Source organism: Rhodococcus sp. FG69 (assembly GCF_057808915.1).
Map to the genome: position 1 here is coordinate 118,867 of NZ_JBMDIX010000008.1, position 18,811 is coordinate 137,677.

17 protein-coding genes are annotated in these 18,811 nt (G+C 63.4%); 4 read left to right on the top strand and 13 right to left on the bottom strand.

The window, feature by feature from the left end; genetic code table 11:
- Positions 1-5: 5 nt before the first annotated feature.
- From tal to pgl, 4 genes are read left to right on the top strand one after another with little or no spacing between them, the layout of a single operon-like run.
- A complete protein-coding gene (gene tal / locus ACODSO_RS08780) occupies positions 6-1,130 on the top strand; it encodes a transaldolase (RefSeq protein WP_489036485.1) in 1,125 nt (374 codons plus the stop codon).
- Positions 1,131-1,133: 3 nt separating this feature from the next.
- A complete protein-coding gene (zwf, locus tag ACODSO_RS08785) occupies positions 1,134-2,690 on the top strand; it encodes a glucose-6-phosphate dehydrogenase (protein ID WP_489036487.1) in 1,557 nt (518 codons plus the stop codon).
- Entirely contained in the window at positions 2,687-3,595 is a 909-nt protein-coding gene (opcA, locus tag ACODSO_RS08790) for a glucose-6-phosphate dehydrogenase assembly protein OpcA (protein ID WP_489036488.1), read from the top strand. Before zwf ends, opcA begins: the two co-directional genes overlap by 4 nt.
- A complete protein-coding gene (gene pgl / locus ACODSO_RS08795; protein WP_489036490.1) occupies positions 3,588-4,334 on the top strand; it encodes a 6-phosphogluconolactonase in 747 nt (248 codons plus the stop codon). Before opcA ends, pgl begins: the two co-directional genes overlap by 8 nt.
- Before the next feature lie 223 nt (positions 4,335-4,557).
- On the opposite strand, the gene ppc is transcribed toward pgl, so the two are convergent.
- The 13 genes from ppc to ACODSO_RS08860 all read right to left on the bottom strand — a co-directional run bounded on the left by ppc (position 4,558) and on the right by ACODSO_RS08860 (position 18,807).
- A complete protein-coding gene (gene ppc, locus ACODSO_RS08800) occupies positions 4,558-7,389 on the bottom strand; it encodes a phosphoenolpyruvate carboxylase (protein WP_489036492.1) in 2,832 nt (943 codons plus the stop codon).
- A 46-nt stretch (positions 7,390-7,435) separates the two neighbouring features.
- Entirely contained in the window at positions 7,436-7,669 is a 234-nt protein-coding gene (gene secG, locus ACODSO_RS08805; protein WP_068368472.1) for a preprotein translocase subunit SecG, read from the bottom strand.
- 123 nt (positions 7,670-7,792) lie between these two features.
- Entirely contained in the window at positions 7,793-8,578 is a 786-nt protein-coding gene (gene tpiA / locus ACODSO_RS08810; protein WP_068368476.1) for a triose-phosphate isomerase, read from the bottom strand.
- A 6-nt stretch (positions 8,579-8,584) separates the two neighbouring features.
- Entirely contained in the window at positions 8,585-9,796 is a 1,212-nt protein-coding gene (locus ACODSO_RS08815) for a phosphoglycerate kinase (protein WP_489036494.1), read from the bottom strand.
- Positions 9,797-9,800: 4 nt separating this feature from the next.
- Entirely contained in the window at positions 9,801-10,820 is a 1,020-nt protein-coding gene (gap, locus tag ACODSO_RS08820) for a type I glyceraldehyde-3-phosphate dehydrogenase (RefSeq protein ID WP_068368482.1), read from the bottom strand.
- A gap of 117 nt (positions 10,821-10,937) precedes the next feature.
- Entirely contained in the window at positions 10,938-11,921 is a 984-nt protein-coding gene (whiA, locus tag ACODSO_RS08825) for a DNA-binding protein WhiA (RefSeq protein WP_068368485.1), read from the bottom strand.
- Positions 11,912-12,925 (bottom strand): gluconeogenesis factor YvcK family protein, encoded by a 1,014-nt coding sequence (locus ACODSO_RS08830; RefSeq protein WP_489036497.1) that lies wholly within the window; start codon positions 12,923-12,925, stop codon positions 11,912-11,914. Before ACODSO_RS08830 ends, whiA begins: the two co-directional genes overlap by 10 nt.
- Complete coding sequence (gene rapZ, locus ACODSO_RS08835; protein ID WP_489036499.1) at positions 12,922-13,806, bottom strand: RNase adapter RapZ; 885 nt, start codon at positions 13,804-13,806, stop codon at positions 12,922-12,924. The genes ACODSO_RS08830 and rapZ overlap by 4 nt, the downstream gene beginning before the upstream one ends.
- Entirely contained in the window at positions 13,803-15,905 is a 2,103-nt protein-coding gene (gene uvrC / locus ACODSO_RS08840; protein ID WP_489036500.1) for an excinuclease ABC subunit UvrC, read from the bottom strand. The genes rapZ and uvrC overlap by 4 nt, the downstream gene beginning before the upstream one ends.
- A 10-nt stretch (positions 15,906-15,915) precedes the next feature.
- Positions 15,916-16,371: a PH domain-containing protein gene (locus tag ACODSO_RS08845; RefSeq protein ID WP_068368495.1), complete on the bottom strand. Its 456-nt coding sequence runs from the start codon at positions 16,369-16,371 to the stop codon at positions 15,916-15,918.
- Complete coding sequence (ribH, locus tag ACODSO_RS08850; RefSeq protein ID WP_068368497.1) at positions 16,368-16,865, bottom strand: 6,7-dimethyl-8-ribityllumazine synthase; 498 nt, start codon at positions 16,863-16,865, stop codon at positions 16,368-16,370. The genes ACODSO_RS08845 and ribH overlap by 4 nt, the downstream gene beginning before the upstream one ends.
- Positions 16,862-18,115 (bottom strand): bifunctional 3,4-dihydroxy-2-butanone-4-phosphate synthase/GTP cyclohydrolase II, encoded by a 1,254-nt coding sequence (locus tag ACODSO_RS08855; protein WP_068368500.1) that lies wholly within the window; start codon positions 18,113-18,115, stop codon positions 16,862-16,864. The genes ribH and ACODSO_RS08855 overlap by 4 nt, the downstream gene beginning before the upstream one ends.
- A 77-nt stretch (positions 18,116-18,192) precedes the next feature.
- Positions 18,193-18,807, bottom strand: coding sequence for a riboflavin synthase (locus ACODSO_RS08860; RefSeq protein ID WP_068368502.1), 615 nt, complete (start codon positions 18,805-18,807; stop codon positions 18,193-18,195).
- Positions 18,808-18,811 lie beyond the last annotated feature (4 nt).

Genomic DNA, 18,811 nt, shown 5'->3' on the forward strand with positions numbered 1-18,811 from the left:
CCCGAATGACCCAGAACAAGAACCTTGCAGATCTGTCCGCAGCAGGCGTATCCGTCTGGCTCGACGATCTTTCTCGCGACCGCATCTCCTCCGGCAACCTGCAAGAACTGATCGACACCAAGAGCGTCGTCGGCGTCACGACGAACCCGTCGATCTTCCAGGCAGCACTCAGCAAGGGCGATGCCTACGACGCGCAGGTCAACGAGTTGGCCGAGCGCGGCGCTGACGTGGACGCCACGATCCGGACCGTCACGACCGACGACGTACGCAACGCGTGCGACATCTTCACTCCGGTCTTCCAGTCGTCGGCAGGTGTCGACGGCCGCGTCTCGATCGAGGTCGATCCGCGTCTGGCTCACGACACCGAAAAGACGATCGCTCAGGCAATCGAACTGTGGAAGATCGTCGACCGTCCCAACGTGCTGATCAAGATCCCGGCCACCGAGGCGGGCATCCCGGCCATCGCGAAGGTCATCGGCGAGGGCATCAGCGTCAACGTCACATTGATCTTCTCCGTCGAGCGCTACGAGGCCGTCATCGGCGCGTACCTGGACGGTCTCGAAGCTGCTCGGGCAGCCGGGCACGACCTCGACAAGATTCACTCCGTCGCGTCGTTCTTCGTCTCGCGTGTCGACACTGAAATCGACGCACGGCTCGACAAGATCGGCACCCCCGACGCCGAAGCACTCAAGGGCAAGGCCGCACTGGCCAACGCACGGCTGGCGTACGTGGCCTACCAGCAGACATTCGAGGTCGGGCCCCGCTTCCACGAACTCGCCGGCTCCGGTGGACGCCCCCAGCGTCCGCTCTGGGCATCGACGGGCGTGAAGAACCCGGCGTACCCGGACACGCTGTACGTCACCGAGCTGGTGTCCCCCAACACCGTCAACACGATGCCGGAAAAGACACTCGACGCCGTCGCCGACCACGGCGACGTGACCGGCGACACCATCTCGGGCAAGGGCGTCGAGTCCCAGGAAGTCTTCGACAAGCTCTCGGCGATCGGCATCGACATCACCGATGTCTTCCTCACTCTCGAGAACGAGGGCGTCGAGAAGTTCGAGGCATCGTGGAGCGAACTGCTGGAGGCCACTGGCGAGCAGCTTCGTCAAGCGGGCCAGAAAAGCTGATACGTGAACGCCGCAGACTCGAACCTCAAGGATCAGGCGGAGTGGCACAACCCGCTCCGCGACCCTCGTGACAAGCGTCTACCTCGAATTGCCGGACCTTGCAGTCTGGTGATTTTCGGTGTCACAGGCGATCTGGCACGAAAGAAGCTCATGCCTGCGGTGTACGACCTGGCGAACCGGGGGCTTCTACCCCCCGGTTTCGCCCTGGTCGGATTCGCCCGTCGGGAGTGGGCAGATCAGGATTTCGCCAAGATCGTGCACGATTCGGTGCGGGATCACGCGCGTACCCCCTTCAGTGAAGAAGTGTGGGACACCCTCGCCGAGGGATTCCGGTTCGTACAGGGATCGTTCGACGATGATGCCGCCTTCGACACGCTCGCCGCCACGCTCGCCGAGCTGGACTCCACCCGCGGCACCGGCGGCAATCACGCATTCTATTTGTCCATTCCGCCTGGCGCTTTTCCTGTTGTGCTGGAACAGCTTTCACGTTCCGGACTGGCGCAGAGTGTAGACGACAAGTGGCGACGCGTGGTGATCGAGAAGCCATTCGGCCATGACCTGGCCAGCGCCAAGGAACTCAATGCCGTGGTGAACCGGGTGTTCCCGGAGGACCGGGTGTTCCGGATCGACCACTACCTCGGCAAAGAGACCGTTCAGAACATCCTGGCGTTGCGGTTCGCCAATCAGCTCTTCGATCCGATCTGGAACGCTCACTACGTCGACCATGTGCAGATCACGATGGCCGAGGACATCGGATTGGGCGGTCGTGCAGGCTATTACGACGGCATCGGCGCCGCACGCGACGTCATCCAGAATCACCTGTTGCAGCTTCTGGCGATTACCGCGATGGAAGAACCCGTCAGCTTCAGCCCGTCCGAGCTTCAGTCGGAGAAGATCAAGGTTCTCTCGGCCACCAAACTGGCCGAACCGTTGGATCAGACGTCAGCGCGCGGTCAATACGCAGCCGGTTGGCAGGGAAGCCAGAAGGTGAAGGGGCTCAAGGAGGAAGAAGGATTCGACTCCGAGTCCAACACCGAGACCTATGCGGCCATCACGCTCGAGGTGGACACTCGCCGGTGGGGCGGGGTGCCGTTCTACCTCCGGACAGGCAAGGCGCTCGGGCGTCGTGTCACCGAAATCGCCATGGTCTTCAAGCGGGCACCGCACCTGCCGTTCGACGCCACGATGACCGAGGAACTGGGCCAGAACGCTCTCGTCATCAGGGTTCAGCCCGACGAGGGCGTCACCATGCGGTTCGGTTCCAAGGTGCCGGGCTCGAGCATGCAGGTGCGTGACGTCAGCATGGACTTCAGCTACGGACAAGCGTTCACCGAATCCTCGCCCGAGGCCTACGAACGCTTGATCCTCGACGTCCTGCTCGGTGAACCATCACTGTTCCCGGTCAACGCCGAGGTCGAGCTGTCGTGGAAGATCCTTGACCCGATCCTCGAATTCTGGGCTTCGGGCGGGACCGCCGAGCCCTACGAGGCCGGAACATGGGGTCCGTCGTCGGGCGACGAAATGATGGAACGCACCGGACGAGAATGGAGAAGGCCGTGATTGTCGACATTCCCGCCACCACGACGGCCGAGGTCGGCAAACAGCTGGTCGAACTGCGCGAGTCCGGGGGTGCCGTCACCATCGGGCGCGTCCTCACGCTCATCGTGGCCAGCCGAGATTCGGGCAAGGCGGAACGCGCCATCGCTGCGGCGAACGAGGCAAGTCGCGAACACCCCTGCAGGGTCATCGTGCTGATGCACGGTGACAGGTCCGCAGAGTCCAGTCTCGATGCGCAGATTCGAGTCGGCGGCGACGCGGGTGCATCCGAGGTTGTGGTACTGCGCCTCAACGGCGAGCTGGCAAATCACGAACACAGTGTCGTGATTCCATTTCTTCTGCCGGATACCCCCATCGTTGCGTGGTGGCCGGACGAGGCCCCCGCGGTTCCAGCCAAGGACCCATTGGGACGCCTCGCCATTCGTCGTATCACCGATGCGACGAACGCGCCGGATACCACTGCGGCAATCAAGGGTCGCCTGTCGAGCTACAACGACGGCGACACCGACCTATCGTGGAGCCGAATCACGTACTGGCGCGGTCTTCTGGCGACCGCGCTCGATCAGGCTCCGCACGAGAAGGTCGTGTCCGCAACGGTATCCGGCCTCAGCGAGGAGCCAGCTCTGGACATCCTCGCCGGTTGGCTTGCAGCGAAGCTCGGAATCGAAGTCCATCGTCGAACCGGCGAACTTCGGGTGGAACTGCAGCGCGAAACCACGAGTATCTCGATCACTCGTCCACAGACCGGTAAGACCGCGACGCTGCGTCGTACCGGTCAACCGGACGCCGAAGTAGCTCTGGCGCGGCGTGAGACGCGTGAATGCCTCGCCGAGGAGTTGCGTCGTCTCGACACGGACGAGATCTACGAGCTGGCACTGAACGGACTGTCGAAAGTGAGCTATGAGTAAGACATCGGTTCTTCAGTTTCTGGACGCGCAGGCGTTGGTCGACGCTGCTCGAGCTCGATTCGTAGATGTTGTGACGGCGGCCCAGGCCGAGCGTGGTTCGGCGTCCGTCGTGCTCACCGGTGGTGGAACCGGAATAGCGCTGTTGGACGCTCTTTGCGCGGACTCGGGAGCCATCGACTGGGGCAACGTCGATATCTACTTCGGCGACGAACGCTTCCTGCCCTCGGGTGATCCCGAGCGCAACGAGGTCCAAGCGTCGAAGGCGCTGCTCGATCACGTCGACGTGCATCCGGATCGTGTCTTTCGGATGGCCGCGTCCGATGGCCCGCACGGAAGTGATCCTGAGGTGGCTGCGGCGGCGTACGCACAGATCCTTGGGGCACGTTCTGGCGGCGAGCACACGCCCGCGTTCGACATCCACCTCCTCGGAATGGGCGGTGAAGGCCACATCAATTCGTTGTTCCCACATACGGATGCAGTGCGTGAGCAGCACCGATACGTGGTCGCGGTCGAGGACTCCCCCAAGCCACCTCCGGTTCGAATCACGTTGACGCTCCCCGCCGTGCGCCGGGCCCAACACGTGTGGTTACTGGTGTCGGGAGCGAACAAAGCCGAGGCCGTTGCCGCAGCGGTAGGTGGCGCTGATTCGGATGACGTTCCGTCGGCCGGCGCTGCCGGGTCCGAATCGACAGTGTGGTTCTTGGACACAGCCGCTGCATCGGAACTCGACAAGCAGTAGTACTCCGCTAGCTGGGTTCCGCGCCGTCGGTGTCTTTTCTCTGCTGTTCTGCGTCCTCGCCATCGCAGCATTCTTCGTGCGCGGTGTTCGACCTGACGAACCGCCTACCCTGCACGCGGTAGGCGGTTCCGTCGCGCCATCCCTCTGCGCTGTTGCTGCATTGCCTCATACTTCTTTGGACGCGACCGGGCACCGTCCGGTTCCACCTACCCGGAGAGTCGCCCTAGCCGCTGTTTCGCAGCGCCGTCGCAAGGCCGTTCATCGTGAGCAGAATTCCACGCTTGACGCGCTCGTCGTCGTCGCCTGCGCGGTAGCGCCGAAGCATCTCGACCTGCATCTGATTGAGCGGCTCGAGGTACGGGAACCTGTTGTGGACGGATCGTTCGAGCGAGGAGTTGTCCTCGAGCAGCCGGGAGTACCCGGTGATCTTCAGGTACATGTCGATGGTCCTGGCGTGTTCGGCCTCGATCATTCCGAAGATTCGACGGCGCAGCTCCTCGTCCGGAACGAGTTCGGCGTACCGAGCAGCGATTCCGAGATCCGACTTCGCCATCACCTGCGCGAGATTGGACAGCACAGTCTGGAAGAACGGCCACTTCCGATACAGGTCGGTCAACACGGCCAACTTGGCGTCGTCGCCATCGACCCACTCCGCGAACGCAGATCCGGTGCCGTACCAGCCAGGCAGCATCACGCGGCACTGACTCCACGACATCACCCACGGAATAGCGCGAAGATCGTAGACCGAATTCGTCGGCTTGCGCGAGGCGGGCCTGCTTCCGATGTTCAACTCCCCCACCTCGGCGACAGGAGTGGACGTGCGGAAGTACTCGACGAAACCGGGCTCCTCGTGAACCAGACGGCCATATGCCGCACGTGCTTTGGCCGCAAGGTCGTCCAAGACCTCGTAGGCAGGTTCGGCTCCGTCACCGAGTCCCTCGACGTCCAGAAGTGTCGACTCCAGAGTGCCCGCGACGAGCGATTCCAGGTTTCGACGGGCCATCGACGGCTCGGCGTACTTGGCCGCGATGATCTCACCCTGCTCGGTGAGCCGAAGCGAACCTTGCACGACGCCAGGAGGCTGCGCGAGGATGGCGTCGTAACTCGGTCCACCGCCGCGACCGACCGTACCGCCGCGACCATGGAAAAGCCGCAACCTGATTCCGGTCTTGCGGGAAGCCTCCAGTAGGTCGAGTTCGGCACGATAGAGTGCCCAGTTCGCCGCGAGGTAGCCTCCGTCCTTGTTGGAATCGGAATAGCCGAGCATGACTTCCTGGTTCATGCCGCGGCCTGCGACCAACGCACGGTAGACGGGAACATCGAGCGTGGCCACGAGAGTGGCGGCACCTTGCTGTAGATCCTCGATGGTTTCGAAGAGTGGGACGACGCCGACCGTCGACGTGGGTGCCGTTCCATCGGCACCGGGATCGAAAATTCCCGCTTCTTTGAGCAGCAACGCGGCCTCGAGCATGTCACTCACCGACTGGCACATACTGATGATGTAGTTCTGAATCGTGTCGGGTCCCAGGTGGTCGATCGCCACCTTCGCTGCGCGCACGATGCCCAGTTCCTTGGCAGCGAGTTCGCTCAGCTCCGCGGTCGGGCCGACGAGCGGTCGACGCGTCGTGAGTTCACGGGAGAGGACAGCGACACGCTCATCCTCCTCCAACGACAGATAGTCGGGGTGCACGCCCGCCCACGCCAGCAGCTCCGCTACCACTTCCTCGTGTGTTTCCGAGTTCTGTCGCATGTCCAAGGCCTGCAGGTGGAATCCGAACGTTTCCACCGATCGGCGAAGCGACTGAAGCCGGTCGTCGGCGATCAGCGCGTCACCGTCGGCACGCAACGCACGGTCGATCGTGTCGAGATCATCGAGCACGTCCTGGGGCGTGGCGTAGGGAGTCGAGCCCAGGTCCAGTCCCGCGACGGGCACCGAATCGAGGACCTTCACCGCCGTCGCGGTGAGCCTGGCACGAATACCGCGCACAGCCACCCGATACGGCTCGTCGTTGCGCTGATCCTCTGGATCGCCCGATTTTGCTGCGAGAGTTGCCAATTCGTCGGTGACCGATACCAGACGAGCAGACATCGACAGTTCTTTCTCCAGCGCGACCAATTCATCGAGATAGCGCGAGAAGGCGGCGAAGCCTGCCTGATGGGTTGCAGTGTGTACAACGTCGGCGGTGACGTTGGGGTTGCCGTCGCGGTCACCACCGATCCACGAGCCGGGCCGCAGGATCGGCCGCGGAAGGAGATCGTCCTCCGGCCATCGCTGCCTCAGCGCCTCCCTGACATCGGCGTTGAGTGCCGGAATGACATCGAACAGCGAGGTCTCGAAATAGCGGAGTCCGACCTCGATCTCGTCCTGAATACGGAGGCGCGAGAGCCTGATCAACGCGGTCTCCCACAACGTCAACACCTGACGGCGAATCGACGCATCGATGACGGCAAGCTCTTTCGAGGCCCGAGGACCGCCTGCCGAGTGCGTTGAGGTTGCACCCTCGCGCCTGCGCATGAGTTCGGTGATCTTGGACTGCACATCGAACACCGTGCGACGGCGAGTTTCGGTCGGGTGCGCTGTGATCACCGGCGCGACAAGCGAATCGGTCAGCGCTTCGGCGACCTGAGTCCTGGTCAGATTCGCGGCATCGAGCTTGTTCCACGTGGCGTCGAGACTGCTGTCCTGCGGCGGATCCTCGCGGTCGAGGTGGATGGCGCGACGACGCTCGCGGTGTAGATCCTCGGCAAGATTTGCGAGGAGGGAAAAATGGCTGAAGGCCCGAATCAGCGGGATGGCGCGAGCTACTTCGACATTGGAATAGATGCCGAGGGAATCGTGACGTCCGACCTCGGAACGACGAACCGCGAACGATTCGACACGAGCACGTTCGACCAGTTCGAAGACTTCGTCGCCCTCGTGTTCGCGAATGATCTCGCCGAGAATTCCGCCGAGATAGCGGATGTCTTCCCGTAGCGGTTCGGTCAACTCGCGGCCGTGTGCCGTTGGGGTGACGAACGCCGGAGATCCGGACGACTCGAAATGGGTTTCGCTCATGAAACGATTATCGTGCACGCGAACCTCGGACGCAGTCCGAGAGAGGTCAGGAGAACTTGATCTCGAGACCGATTCCGAGAATCGCGATGAGCCAGACGATGCCTGTGAAGATCGTCAACCGATCGAGGTTCTTCTCGACGACGGTAGAGCTCGACAGCGAAGACTGAACACCACCACCGAACAGACTGGACAGGCCGCCGCCCTTACCCCGGTGCAGCAGCACCAGCAGAATGAGCGTCAGGCTGGTGACAACCAGCAAAATATCCAGGAACAGATCCATATCCGCCTCACATCGATTCAGCTCACAACCCATCACAGCTTACCTGCCGGGCGCACGCTGCCGTGCCACGCCCCACACGGGCACGCGACACGGCAGCGTCGAGCTACTTCCGGCTTCTACCGATCAGGGCAGTGGCCCACCGGCGGCGATAGCCGACAGCGTGGCGAACTCGTCCGCCTTGAGCGAGGCGCCACCGACAAGGGCACCGTCGACGTCCGGCTGGCCGACGATTTCTCCGACGTTCTTGGCGTTGACCGAGCCGCCGTAGAGAACACGAACACCCGCGGCGACCTCAGCGGAGGCGAGGGTCTTCAGTTCTTCACGAATCGCCGAGCACACTTCTTGTGCGTCCGACGCGCTTGCGACCCGTCCAGTGCCGATTGCCCACACGGGTTCGTACGCAATGACGACCTTCGAGATCTCATCGGCGGACAATCCTGCCAACGATCCACGGAGCTGCGTCACGTTGTAGGACACGTGCTCACCGGCCTCGCGGATGTTGAGGCCCTCACCGATGCACACGATGGGGGTCAACCCGTGCTTCAACGCAGCCTTGGTCTTGGCCAGTACGGCCGCGTCGTCCTCGCTGTGCAACGTACGACGCTCGGAGTGTCCGACCACGACGAAGGTGCAGCCGAGCTTGGCCAGCATCGCGCCGCTGATCTCGCCGGTGTACGCGCCCGAATCGTGGGCCGACACGTCCTGCGCGCCGAAGGTGAGCAGAAGCTTGTCGCCCTCGATCAGCGTCTGCACGCTACGGATATCGGTGAACGGCGGGATGACCGTCACGTCCACCTTGTCGAAGTACTTCGCCGGGAGCGAGAAGGCGATCTTCTGCACCAGCGAAATTGCCTCGAGGTGATTCAGATTCATCTTCCAGTTGCCTGCGATGAGCGGCTTACGTGCCATGGTGGTTCAGCCTTCCAATGCCGCGAGACCGGGAAGCTGCTTGCCCTCGAGGTACTCGAGCGACGCGCCTCCTCCGGTCGAGATGTGCGAGAAACCGTCGTCCGGCAGTCCGAGCGCCCGGACGGCTGCGGCGGAATCGCCACCTCCGACGACACTGAAGGCGCCCTTCGCCGTTGCGCCGACGATCGACTCCGCGATGCCTTTGGTTCCGGCTGCGAACTTCTCGAACTCGAACACGCCGGCTGGGCCGTTCCAGAAGATCGTCTTGGCGTTGGAGAGCACCACACTGAATCGGCGGACCGATTCGGGTCCGATGTCCAGGCCCATCCAACCGTCGGGAATGCCCGACGCTTCGACCGTCTTTGCTTCTGCGTCCGCGGCGAACTTGTCGCCGACGACGATGTCCACCGGCAAGTGGATGACGTCGCCGAACCGCTCCAGCAGATCTTTGCAGACGTCGATCTGGTCCTCCTGCAGTAGCGAGGATCCGACCGAGTAGCCCTGCGCCGCAAGGAATGTGAAGGCCATGCCGCCGCCGATCACGAGGGTGTCGACCTTCGGAGCCAGCGCCTCGATGACGCCGAGCTTGTCCGACACCTTCGAGCCACCGAGAACCACTGCGTACGGCCGTGCCGGGTCCTCGGTGAGTTTGGCGAGCACGTCGACCTCGGTGGCCACCAGGCCGCCCGCGTACGACGGCAGCAACTGCGCCACGTCGTACACCGACGCCTGCTTGCGATGGACGACGCCGAAGCCGTCGGACACGAATGCGCCCTCACCGTCGGTCAGTGCGACCAGCTCGGCTGCCAGCTTCGCTCGTTCCGTTTCGTCCTTGCTGGTTTCGCGAGGGTCGAATCGGATGTTCTCGAGCAGCAGCACGTCGCCGTCGGTGAGACCTTCTGCGCGAGCCTGGGCATCCTGACCGACGACATCGCCCGCCAACTGAACATGGCGTCCGAGTAGCTCGGCCAGCTTCGATGCCACCGGGGCGAGTGAGTACTTCGCATCCGGCTTGCCGTCCGGACGGCCCAGATGTGCGGTGACGATCAGCTTGGCGCCCGCGTCGAGCAACGCGTTCAGCGTGGGGAGCGACGCAACGATCCGACCGGGATCGGTGATGACACCGTTCTCGATCGGTACGTTGAAGTCCGAGCGCACGAGCACCGCGCGACCGGATACGCCTGCGTCGATCAAGTCCTGCAAAGTCTTGACTGCCATGTGATCAGAGAGACTTTCCGACGAGTCCGATGAGATCGGCGAGGCGGTTGGAGTAGCCCCACTCGTTGTCGTACCAGGACACGATCTTGACCTGGTCGTCGATGACCTTGGTGAGGCCTGCATCGAAGATCGACGAGTGCGGATCGGTGACGATGTCCGAGGACACGATCGGATCCTCGGTGTACTTCAGAATGCCCTTCAGCGGGCCTTCTGCAGCCGCCTTCATTGCAGCGTTGATCTCTTCGACAGACGCGGACTTCTTCAGGTTCGCTGTCAGGTCGGTAACCGAACCCGTCGGGATCGGCACCCGGAGTGCGTATCCGTCGAGCTTGCCGAGCAGCTGCGGGAGAACCAGGCCGATTGCCTTGGCTGCACCCGTTCCGGTCGGCACGACGTTGAGGGCAGCTGCACGCGCACGACGGAGGTCGCTGTGCGGGCCGTCCTGCAGGTTCTGATCCTGCGTGTATGCGTGGATCGTCGTCATGAGGCCCTTGACGATGCCGAACTCGTCGTCGAGCACCTTGGCGATGGGGCCGAGGCAGTTGGTGGTGCACGAGGCGTTGGAGATGATGTTCTGGCTGCCGTCGTACTTGTCGTCGTTGACGCCCATGACGATGGTGATGTCCTCACCCTTGGCCGGAGCCGAGATGATGACCTTCTTGGCGCCGGCGTCGAGGTGTCCCTTGGCCTTTGCCGCATCGGTGAAGATACCGGTGGACTCGACGACGACGTCGACGCCCAGCTCGCCCCACGGAAGCTCGTTCAACGGTCCACGGTGCGCCAAGGCCTTGATGCGCTGATCCCCGACGACGATCGTGTCGTCACCGTCGAGCGAGACCTCGTACGGCAGACGGCCGAGGATGGAGTCGTACTTCAGCAGGTGAGCGAGCGTCGCGTTGTCGGTCAGGTCGTTGACAGCCACGATCTCGATGTCGGTGGTGCCCAGTGCTTTCTGCGCATCGACCGCCCTGAAGAAGTTACGTCCGATGCGGCCGAAGCCGTTCACGCCTACCCGGATCGTCACTGTTCGCTCCTAAGTTGTTGAACCAATTGTCGTGTTCTGCACGTAGGTACATCCCCACATGCGGTTTCCACCCTAGTGGTCAGGCTTCGGTTGCGCGCGCGTCACCCGCAACCTGGGTCAGGCCTCGTCGAGCAACTCCGAGGTGACCGCCGACTCCGTGTCCGGAATACCCGTGTCCTTCGCTTTCCGGTCCGCCATCGACAACAACCGCCTGATACGTCCGGCGACGGCATCCTTCGTCATGGGGGGATCCGCAAGTTGGCCGAGCTCTTCGAGGGACGCCTGCCGGTGCTGAACTCGAAGCGAGCCTGCAGCGGCAAGATGATCGGGGACGTCGTCTCCGAGTATCAGCAGCGCCCGTTCGACCCGTGCTGCTGCTGCGACTGCGGCACGCGCAGATCGCCGCAAATTGGCGTCGTCGAAGTTGGCAAGCCGGTTCGCGGTCGCGCGGACTTCTCGTCGCATGCGGCGCTCCTCCCACACCAGCCGGGTGTCCTGCGCGCCCATCCGCGTCAGCAGTGCGCCGATTGCCTCACCGTCGCGCACCACCACTCGATCCGTTCCTCGCACTTCGCGCGCCTTCGCCGCTACCCCGAGACGCCGAGCCGCACCGACGAGCGCCAGGGCAGCCTCCGGACCAGGACAGCTGATCTCGAGTGCCGAGGACCGACCGGGCTCCGTGAGCGATCCGTGCGCCAGAAAGGCGCCACGCCACGCCGCCTCGGCGTCGCCGACCGTTCCACCGACCACCTGAGCCGGGAGACCTCGGACCGGTCGCCCACGCATGTCGAGCAGCCCGGTCTGCCGCGCTAGAGCCTCGCCGTCCTTGGCGACACGCACCACGTACCGCGAACTCTTGCGCAGCCCGCCTGCACTGAGAACGTGTACGTCGGAGGAGTACCCGTACAGGTCGAATATCTCCCGGCGTAGACGTCGAGCGATCGAACCGAGGTCGACCTCTGCCTCCACCACGACTCGTCCGGCAACGATGTGAAGCCCACCGGCAAACCGCAGCAAAGCCGAGACCTCGGCTCGTCTACAACTCACCTGAGTGATGGCGAGCCTGCTGAGCTCGTCCTTCACCTCCGCTGTCATGGCCACGAAGTGATCCCCTCTCTGCGCGGCACACTCGACGCGGCGTCTCCCTGTGAGGAGACGATGCTACCGAGGGCCGCAGCCAACTTTCCGAAATGATGAGCGTGAGTACCCGGTTCGGCGACGTCGACGTAGACGACCTGCGCTCCCAAGCGTGCCGCCGCTCGCGCGAGATGTTCGCGTTCGCCGCCAGGGGGCACGAACGCCGAGTCGACCACCACATGGTCGACACCGAATTCGGGTGCGTGTTGGGACAGTACGTGCAGATGTCTTTCCGCAGAGAATCCAGTGGTCTCGCCGAGCTCAGGAGCAAGATTGAGGACCAGGACCTTCTGCGCCGAGGACCGATCGAGCGCGGTGAGCAACTCCGGAACGAGAACGTGGGGAATCACACTCGAAAACCACGATCCAGGTCCAAGGACCACGAGATCGGCAGCCGCGATTGCCGCCAGTGCCTCCGGCGTCGCAGGTGGATCCGCAGGCAGCAAACGGACGCGTCGGACCTTTCCGGGAGTCGTCGCTACCGCGACCTGCCCGCGGATGACACGGCTGACTCGCGGGTCGTCTTCCAGTCCCGACACATCCGCCTCGATGTCGAGCGGTATGGGCGCCATCGGCACCACTCGCCCGTCGATACCGAGCAACCGTGCCGCTTCGTCCAGTGCCAGCACCGTGTCCCCGAGCACTTCGGTGAGCCCAGCGAGGATCAAGTTGCCGACGGAATGGCCTGCCAGCGCGCCCGACCCGCCGAATCGGTGCTGCATCACGTCGGCCCACATCCGGGTCCGCGGCTCCTCCGAAGACAACGCCGCCAATGCCATTCGGAGGTCACCCGGTGGAAGCATGCCGAGTTCGGCTCGGAGTCGTCCCGAGGATCCGCCGTCGTCGGCCACGGTGACGACGGCGGTCACGTCCGATGCGAGCATCCGCGCGGCGCTCAGCGTCGCGTAGAGACCGTGGCCGCCGCCCAGTGCGACAACCTTCATCCCGGTATGTGTGGATCTCGTCATTCGCGGCCCACATCTCGGTGCAGGACCCGCACCGACAGGTCGTCGTGCCGATCGAGCATGGCTGCCAGTGCTTCGGTCATGGCCACGCTTCGGTGCTTTCCCCCGGTACAGCCGACTGCCACGGTCATATAGCTCTTGCCCTCTCTGCGGTATCCGTCGACCGTCAGCTGCAGAAGGTGGTGATAAGTCTCCAGGTAGTCCTGGGCGCCGGCCTGACCGAGTACGTAGTCACGAACTGCGGCCTCCCGTCCGGTGTGCTCGCGCAGTTCGGGAACCCAGTGAGGGTTCGGCAGGAATCGGACGTCACAGACGAGATCGGAATCGATCGGCAGGCCGTACTTGAAACCGAACGATTGCACTGTGACACCGATCATCGCGGCGTCCGTTCCTCCGAACGACGCCTCGACCCTTCGCCGGAGCTGATGCACCGACAGGGACGTGGTGTCGATGACCACGTCGGCGGCCGCCTTGACCTGTGCCAGACGCTCCCGCTCCGCGGCAATTCCCTCGGTCAGGGTTCCGTCCTGGCCATCATTCTGCAGTGGATGACTTCGACGGTTGGACTCGAAGCGCTGAATCAGAACGGCGTCGGTCGCGTCGAGGAACAGCACCCGATTGCGCACGCCCTTCGTGTCCAGCTCGCGCACGACCCAGCCGAGATCACCGGTGAACAGCCGACTACGCACGTCCATGACCAGTGCCAGCCGCTCGATTCGTGGCTCGGACTCCAGTCCGAGATCGATCATCTTGGAGATGAGTTCGGGCGGCAGATTGTCTGCGACGTACCAGCCCAGATCTTCCAGAACCTTGGCCGCCGTACGGAGTCCAGCGCCCGACAGTCCCGTGACCAGGGCGACCTCGATATTGTCCGATTCGCTCACGTGAACGCCTGCCCTGTCGAAGTTGTCTCGGGCCGACCCCGAACCTGCGCGACATCATCATTGCCCACCTGCGGAACCGCCGGGCCCAAACCTACCCTCTGCGCAGCTTCCGGGTCACCGGCACCGAGCGCGTCGAGCACTGCTTTGGCAGTGGTCTCGCCGATCCCGGGAACCTCGGTGATCTCGGTGATCGTCGCCTGTTTCAACTTGGCCACAGACCCGAAGTGGGTCACCAAGGCAGTCCGTCGGGTCTCCCCCAGTCCCCGGACCGAATCGAGAGCCGATGCGGTCATCCGGCGTGAGCGCTTGCTGCGATGGAACGTGATGGCGAATCTGTGAGCCTCGTCGCGCACTCGCTGCAGCAGGTACAGCGATTCGCTCGTCCTCGGCAGGATGACCGGATCGGATTCTCCGGGCACCCACACCTCTTCCAATCGCTTCGCGAGCCCGACGACGGCTACGTCCGTCACACCCAACTCGTCGAGCACCTCGGCTGCAGCGGCCACCTGAGGTGCGCCGCCGTCCACGACGAACAGATTCGGCGGATACGCGAAGCGTCGAGGACGACCGGTCTGCGGGTCCAACGACGCTTCCGGTGACAGGTCGCCACCCGAGTCGGCGACGCCGGCATCCGAGCTGTGTCGAAGGAATCGTCGACGCGTCACCTCGGCGATACTCGCGACGTCGTCGGAGTGACCGTCGCCGGCCGCCTCCTTGATGGCGTAGTGCCGATAGTCGCTCTTGCGTGGCAGGCCGTCTTCGAACACCACGAGCGAGGCGACCACGTCGGTCCCCTGAACATGCGAGATGTCGATGCACTCGATGCGCAATGGCGCGGAGTCGAGATCGAGTGCTTCCTGGATTCCCTGCAGCGCCGCGGACCTGGAGGTGAAGTCGCCGGCTCTTTTCAATTTGTGTTGCTGCAGAGCTTCTTTGGCGTTGCGCTCGACGGTCTCGGCCAGCGCCTTCTTGTCACCACGCTGCGGCACCCGCAGCTGCACGTTCGACCCGCGGAGCGCGGAAAGCCACAGCTGGACTTCGTCGGCATTTGCCGGCAGCACAGGCACGAGCACTTCCTTCGGCACCGCATTGGAACTGCCGTCCTCGTTTCCCGGCGTCTGGGAGGACAGCGCGGCCTCCTGCCCGTAGAACTGGGTCAGGAACTGCTCGACGAGAGCCGGTAGATCCGACTGATCGTCGCGCCGTGTCTCGACGACCTCACCGGCTTTCTCGACGACCCATCCTCGCTGGCCCCGCACACGGCCACCGCGGACATGGAACACCTGGACGGCTGCCTCGAGCGGATCGGTGGCGAACGCAACGAGATCGGCATCGGTGCCGTCACCGAGCACCACGGCTTGCTTCTCGAGCGCTCGCTTGAGCGCACCGACGTCGTCGCGCAACCGTGCGGCCGTCTCGAAGTCCAAATTCTCCGACGCGTCCTGCATCTTCTTCTCGAGCTGCCGAACGAGCTTGTCCGTCTTACCGGACAGGAAGTCGCAGAAGTCCTCGACTATCCGTCGATGTTCGTCGGCGTTCACGCGGCCGGTGCACGGCGCCGAGCACTTGTCGATGTATCCGAGAAGGCAGGGGCGACCGATCTGCTTGTGACGCTTGAGAACACCGGCCGAACAGGTGCGTGCCGGGAAAACTCTCAGTAGCAGATCCAACGTCTCACGAATAGCCCACGCGTGCGCATACGGACCGAAGTACCGCACGCCTTTGCGGCGCGGACCGCGGTAGACGAACAGTCGCGGGTACTCCTCGTTCATGGTGACCGCGAGCATCGGGTAGCTCTTGTCATCCCGGTACCGAACGTTGAACCGGGGGTCGAACTCCTTGATCCAGTTGTATTCGAGCTGCAGGGCCTCGACCTCGGTGGTGACGACGGTCCACTCGACCGATGCCGCGGTGGTGACCATCTGACGGGTACGAGGATGAAGCGACGCGACGTCGGCAAAGTACGAATTGAGTCGGCTTCGTAGACTCTTGGCCTTGCCGACATAGATCACGCGTCCATGTGGATCACGAAATTTGTACACGCCGGGTTCGACCGGGATGGTTCCGGTTGCCGGGCGATATGTAGCTGGATCGGACACGAAACCCAGGCTAGTCGTTGGGTCCGACGGAGTACTTGGCCTCCAACGACCTGAAGGTACGAACGGCCGCAACGGCGTGTTCGCGATCGTTCGACTGGATGGCCATGACCGGAATGAACTCGTCGTCGGGGATGTCGACTCGGGCCCATATCGCGCCGTCCGGGAAGGAAAGACCACGAACGAGATCCCATTCGATGAGCCGTTCGGAGAAAATGTTCCGTACCGCGACGCCGTTCTTCCCCACCCGGATTCGTGGCCGAGTCAGCAGCAGGGCAACTCCGGCGAGCAGGAACCCGATTCCGGCCATCGCGATTTGGTCCGCAGTCCGAAAGTAGACCCCGGTCGGCGAGACACGCAGCAGGATTGCAACCGTCGTGTGCGCTACGACGAGCAGCACTGCGGCGGCGATTGCGTACCTGGCGGACTTCTTCGAACGGACCTCGAGATCCCAGTCACCGTCGGTCATCGAAAGTCCTGATCGGTCCACGGCTGGCGCAGATGCTTGAGTGTCAGCGCGGTGTCGATCGCCGCAGCCGCCGCTTGCGCTCCCTTGTCCTCCTTCGAGCCCGGCAGGCCCGAACGATCGAGGGCTTGCTGCTCGTCGTCGGTGGTAAGGACACCGTTGGTGACGGGTGTGCTCTCGTCGAGGGACACACGGGTCAGGCCGGCCGTCACGGCGTCACACACGTACTCGAAGTGCGGGGTGCCGCCACGGATGACGACACCGAGCGCGACGACCGCATCGTGATTGCGTGCAAGAGCCTGTGCCACAACGGGTAGTTCGATGGCGCCCGCCACCCGCACCACCGTCACGTCGGTGACTCCGGCTTCGGCAATCTTCTTCTGTGCGCCCTCGAGAAGAGCCTCGGACACGGTTCGATGCCATTGGCCGGCGACGATGGCGATCTTGAGGCTTGCGGCGCCGTCGAGTTCGAGTCGCGGTTCGCCTTCGCCGCTCACGAGAGCTGTCCGCTTTCGTAGTCGTCGAGGCCGACGAGATCGTGACCCATGCGATCTCGCTTCGTGCGTAGGTAGGTCAAGTTTTCCGCGTTGGCCCGCAACGGCATCGGAACGCGTTCGGTGACGTGCAAACCGTACCCGTCGAGCCCGACGCGCTTGGCCGGGTTGTTGGTCAGCAGCCGCATCGAGGAGATACCGAGGTCGACGAGTATCTGCGCGCCGATTCCGTAATCCCGGGAATCGGCGGGCAGTCCCAGCTGGAGGTTGGCATCGACGGTGTCCGAACCCGCATCCTGAAGTTGGTAAGCCTGCAACTTGTGCAGCAATCCGATTCCGCGTCCCTCATGGCCACGCATGTACAACACGACGCCGCGTCCCTCCTGCGCAATCATGTCGAGGGCTGCGTCCAGCTGCGGCCCGCAATCGCAGCGGAGCGAACCGAACACATCCCCGGTCAGGCACTCCGAGTGAACTCGCACAAGCACGTCACTGCCGTCGCCGTCGGGCCCCTGGATATCGCCGCGCACCAGAGCTACATGCTCGACCTCGTCGTAGACGCTTTGGTAGCCGACCGCTCGGAAGGTGCCGTGCGCGGTCGGTATTCGAGCGTCCGCGACACGCACGACATGCTTCTCGTGCTTTCGACGCCATGCGATGAGGTCGGCGATGGAGATCAGAGCCAGGTCGTGATCGTCGGCGAACACCCGAAGCTCATCCGTCTGAGCCATCGCGCCCTCGTCTTTTTGGCTGACGATCTCGCAGATGACTCCCGCCGGACGGAGATCAGCCATACGCGCAAGGTCGACGGCGGCCTCGGTGTGGCCGGGCCGACGGAGCACTCCGCCCTCCTTGGCCCGCAGCGGTACGACGTGGCCCGGACGGGTGAAGTCGTTTGCGCCCGTGTTCGCATCGGCAAGAAGCCGCATCGTCGCAGCACGGTCCGACGCCGAGATTCCGGTTCCGATTCCCTCTCGTGCATCGACAGTGACGGTGTACGCGGTGCCGTGCTTGTCCTGGTTGGTGGCAAACATGGGCGGCAGTCCGAGACGGTCGCAATCTTCGCCTGACAGCGGTACACACAGGTAGCCGGAGGTGTAGCGCACCATGAATGCCACGAGTTCCGGTGTTGCTTTCTCGGCTGCGAAAATCAGATCGCCTTCGTTCTCGCGATCTTCGTCATCGACTACCACTACCGCTTTACCTGCGGCGATGTCAGCGACCGCACGCTCGATACTGTCGAACCTAGTCACGTCCTACGCTCCATACGTTTCGTTCTGGACCCGGAATGTGCGGTGCAGATACACCTTCACAGTACTTTCCGGCACACCTAGTCCGCGGCCAGGGTCTGCAGTCGCTCGACATACTTGGCGATCACGTCGACCTCGAGATTGACCGGTGTTCCGACGTCCGAACGGCCCAATGTGGTCAGGTCGAGTGTGGTGGGAATCAACGAGATCTCGAACCAGTGTTCGGCGTTGTCGTCCTGACCGAGGCCCGACACTGTCAACGACACTCCGTCCACCGTGATCGATCCTTTCTCGACGACGTACCGGGCGACCGAGGTCGGCATCGCGATCCGCACGACCGTCCAGTTCTCCGACGGCGCGCGGCTCACGACAGTGCCGGTTCCGTCGACATGTCCCTGCACGAGATGACCGCCCAGCCTGCTGCCGAGGGATGCCGCGCGTTCGAGGTTGACCCGGCTGCCGACCTCCAGACGTTGCAAGCTCGACCGATTCAACGTCTCCTGCATGACATCAGCGGTGAACGCGCCATCGGCAAGGACGTCGACGACCGTCAAGCAGACGCCGTTGACTGCGATGGAATCGCCGTGGCCGGCATCCGAGGTCACGATCGGACCCTTGACGGTGAAACGGGCCGCGTCGGTCAGGTCTTCTTTGCCGACGATCTCGCCGAGTTCTTCGACTATTCCGGTGAACACAGTT

Excerpts from the sequence above, each read along its gene's own strand:
- tal (WP_489036485.1), top strand. The coding sequence starts at position 6 with ATGACCCAGAACAAGAACCTTGCAGATCTGTCCGCAGCAGGCGTATCC.
- pgl (WP_489036490.1), top strand. The coding sequence starts at position 3,588 with ATGAGTAAGACATCGGTTCTTCAGTTTCTGGACGCGCAGGCGTTGGTC.
- ppc (WP_489036492.1), bottom strand. The coding sequence starts at position 7,389 with ATGAGCGAAACCCATTTCGAGTCGTCCGGATCTCCGGCGTTCGTCACC.
- secG (WP_068368472.1), bottom strand. The coding sequence starts at position 7,669 with ATGGATCTGTTCCTGGATATTTTGCTGGTTGTCACCAGCCTGACGCTC.
- tpiA (WP_068368476.1), bottom strand. The coding sequence starts at position 8,578 with ATGGCACGTAAGCCGCTCATCGCAGGCAACTGGAAGATGAATCTGAAT.
- ACODSO_RS08815 (WP_489036494.1), bottom strand. The coding sequence starts at position 9,796 with ATGGCAGTCAAGACTTTGCAGGACTTGATCGACGCAGGCGTATCCGGT.
- ACODSO_RS08830 (WP_489036497.1), bottom strand. The coding sequence starts at position 12,925 with ATGACGAGATCCACACATACCGGGATGAAGGTTGTCGCACTGGGCGGC.
- ACODSO_RS08845 (WP_068368495.1), bottom strand. The coding sequence starts at position 16,371 with ATGACCGACGGTGACTGGGATCTCGAGGTCCGTTCGAAGAAGTCCGCC.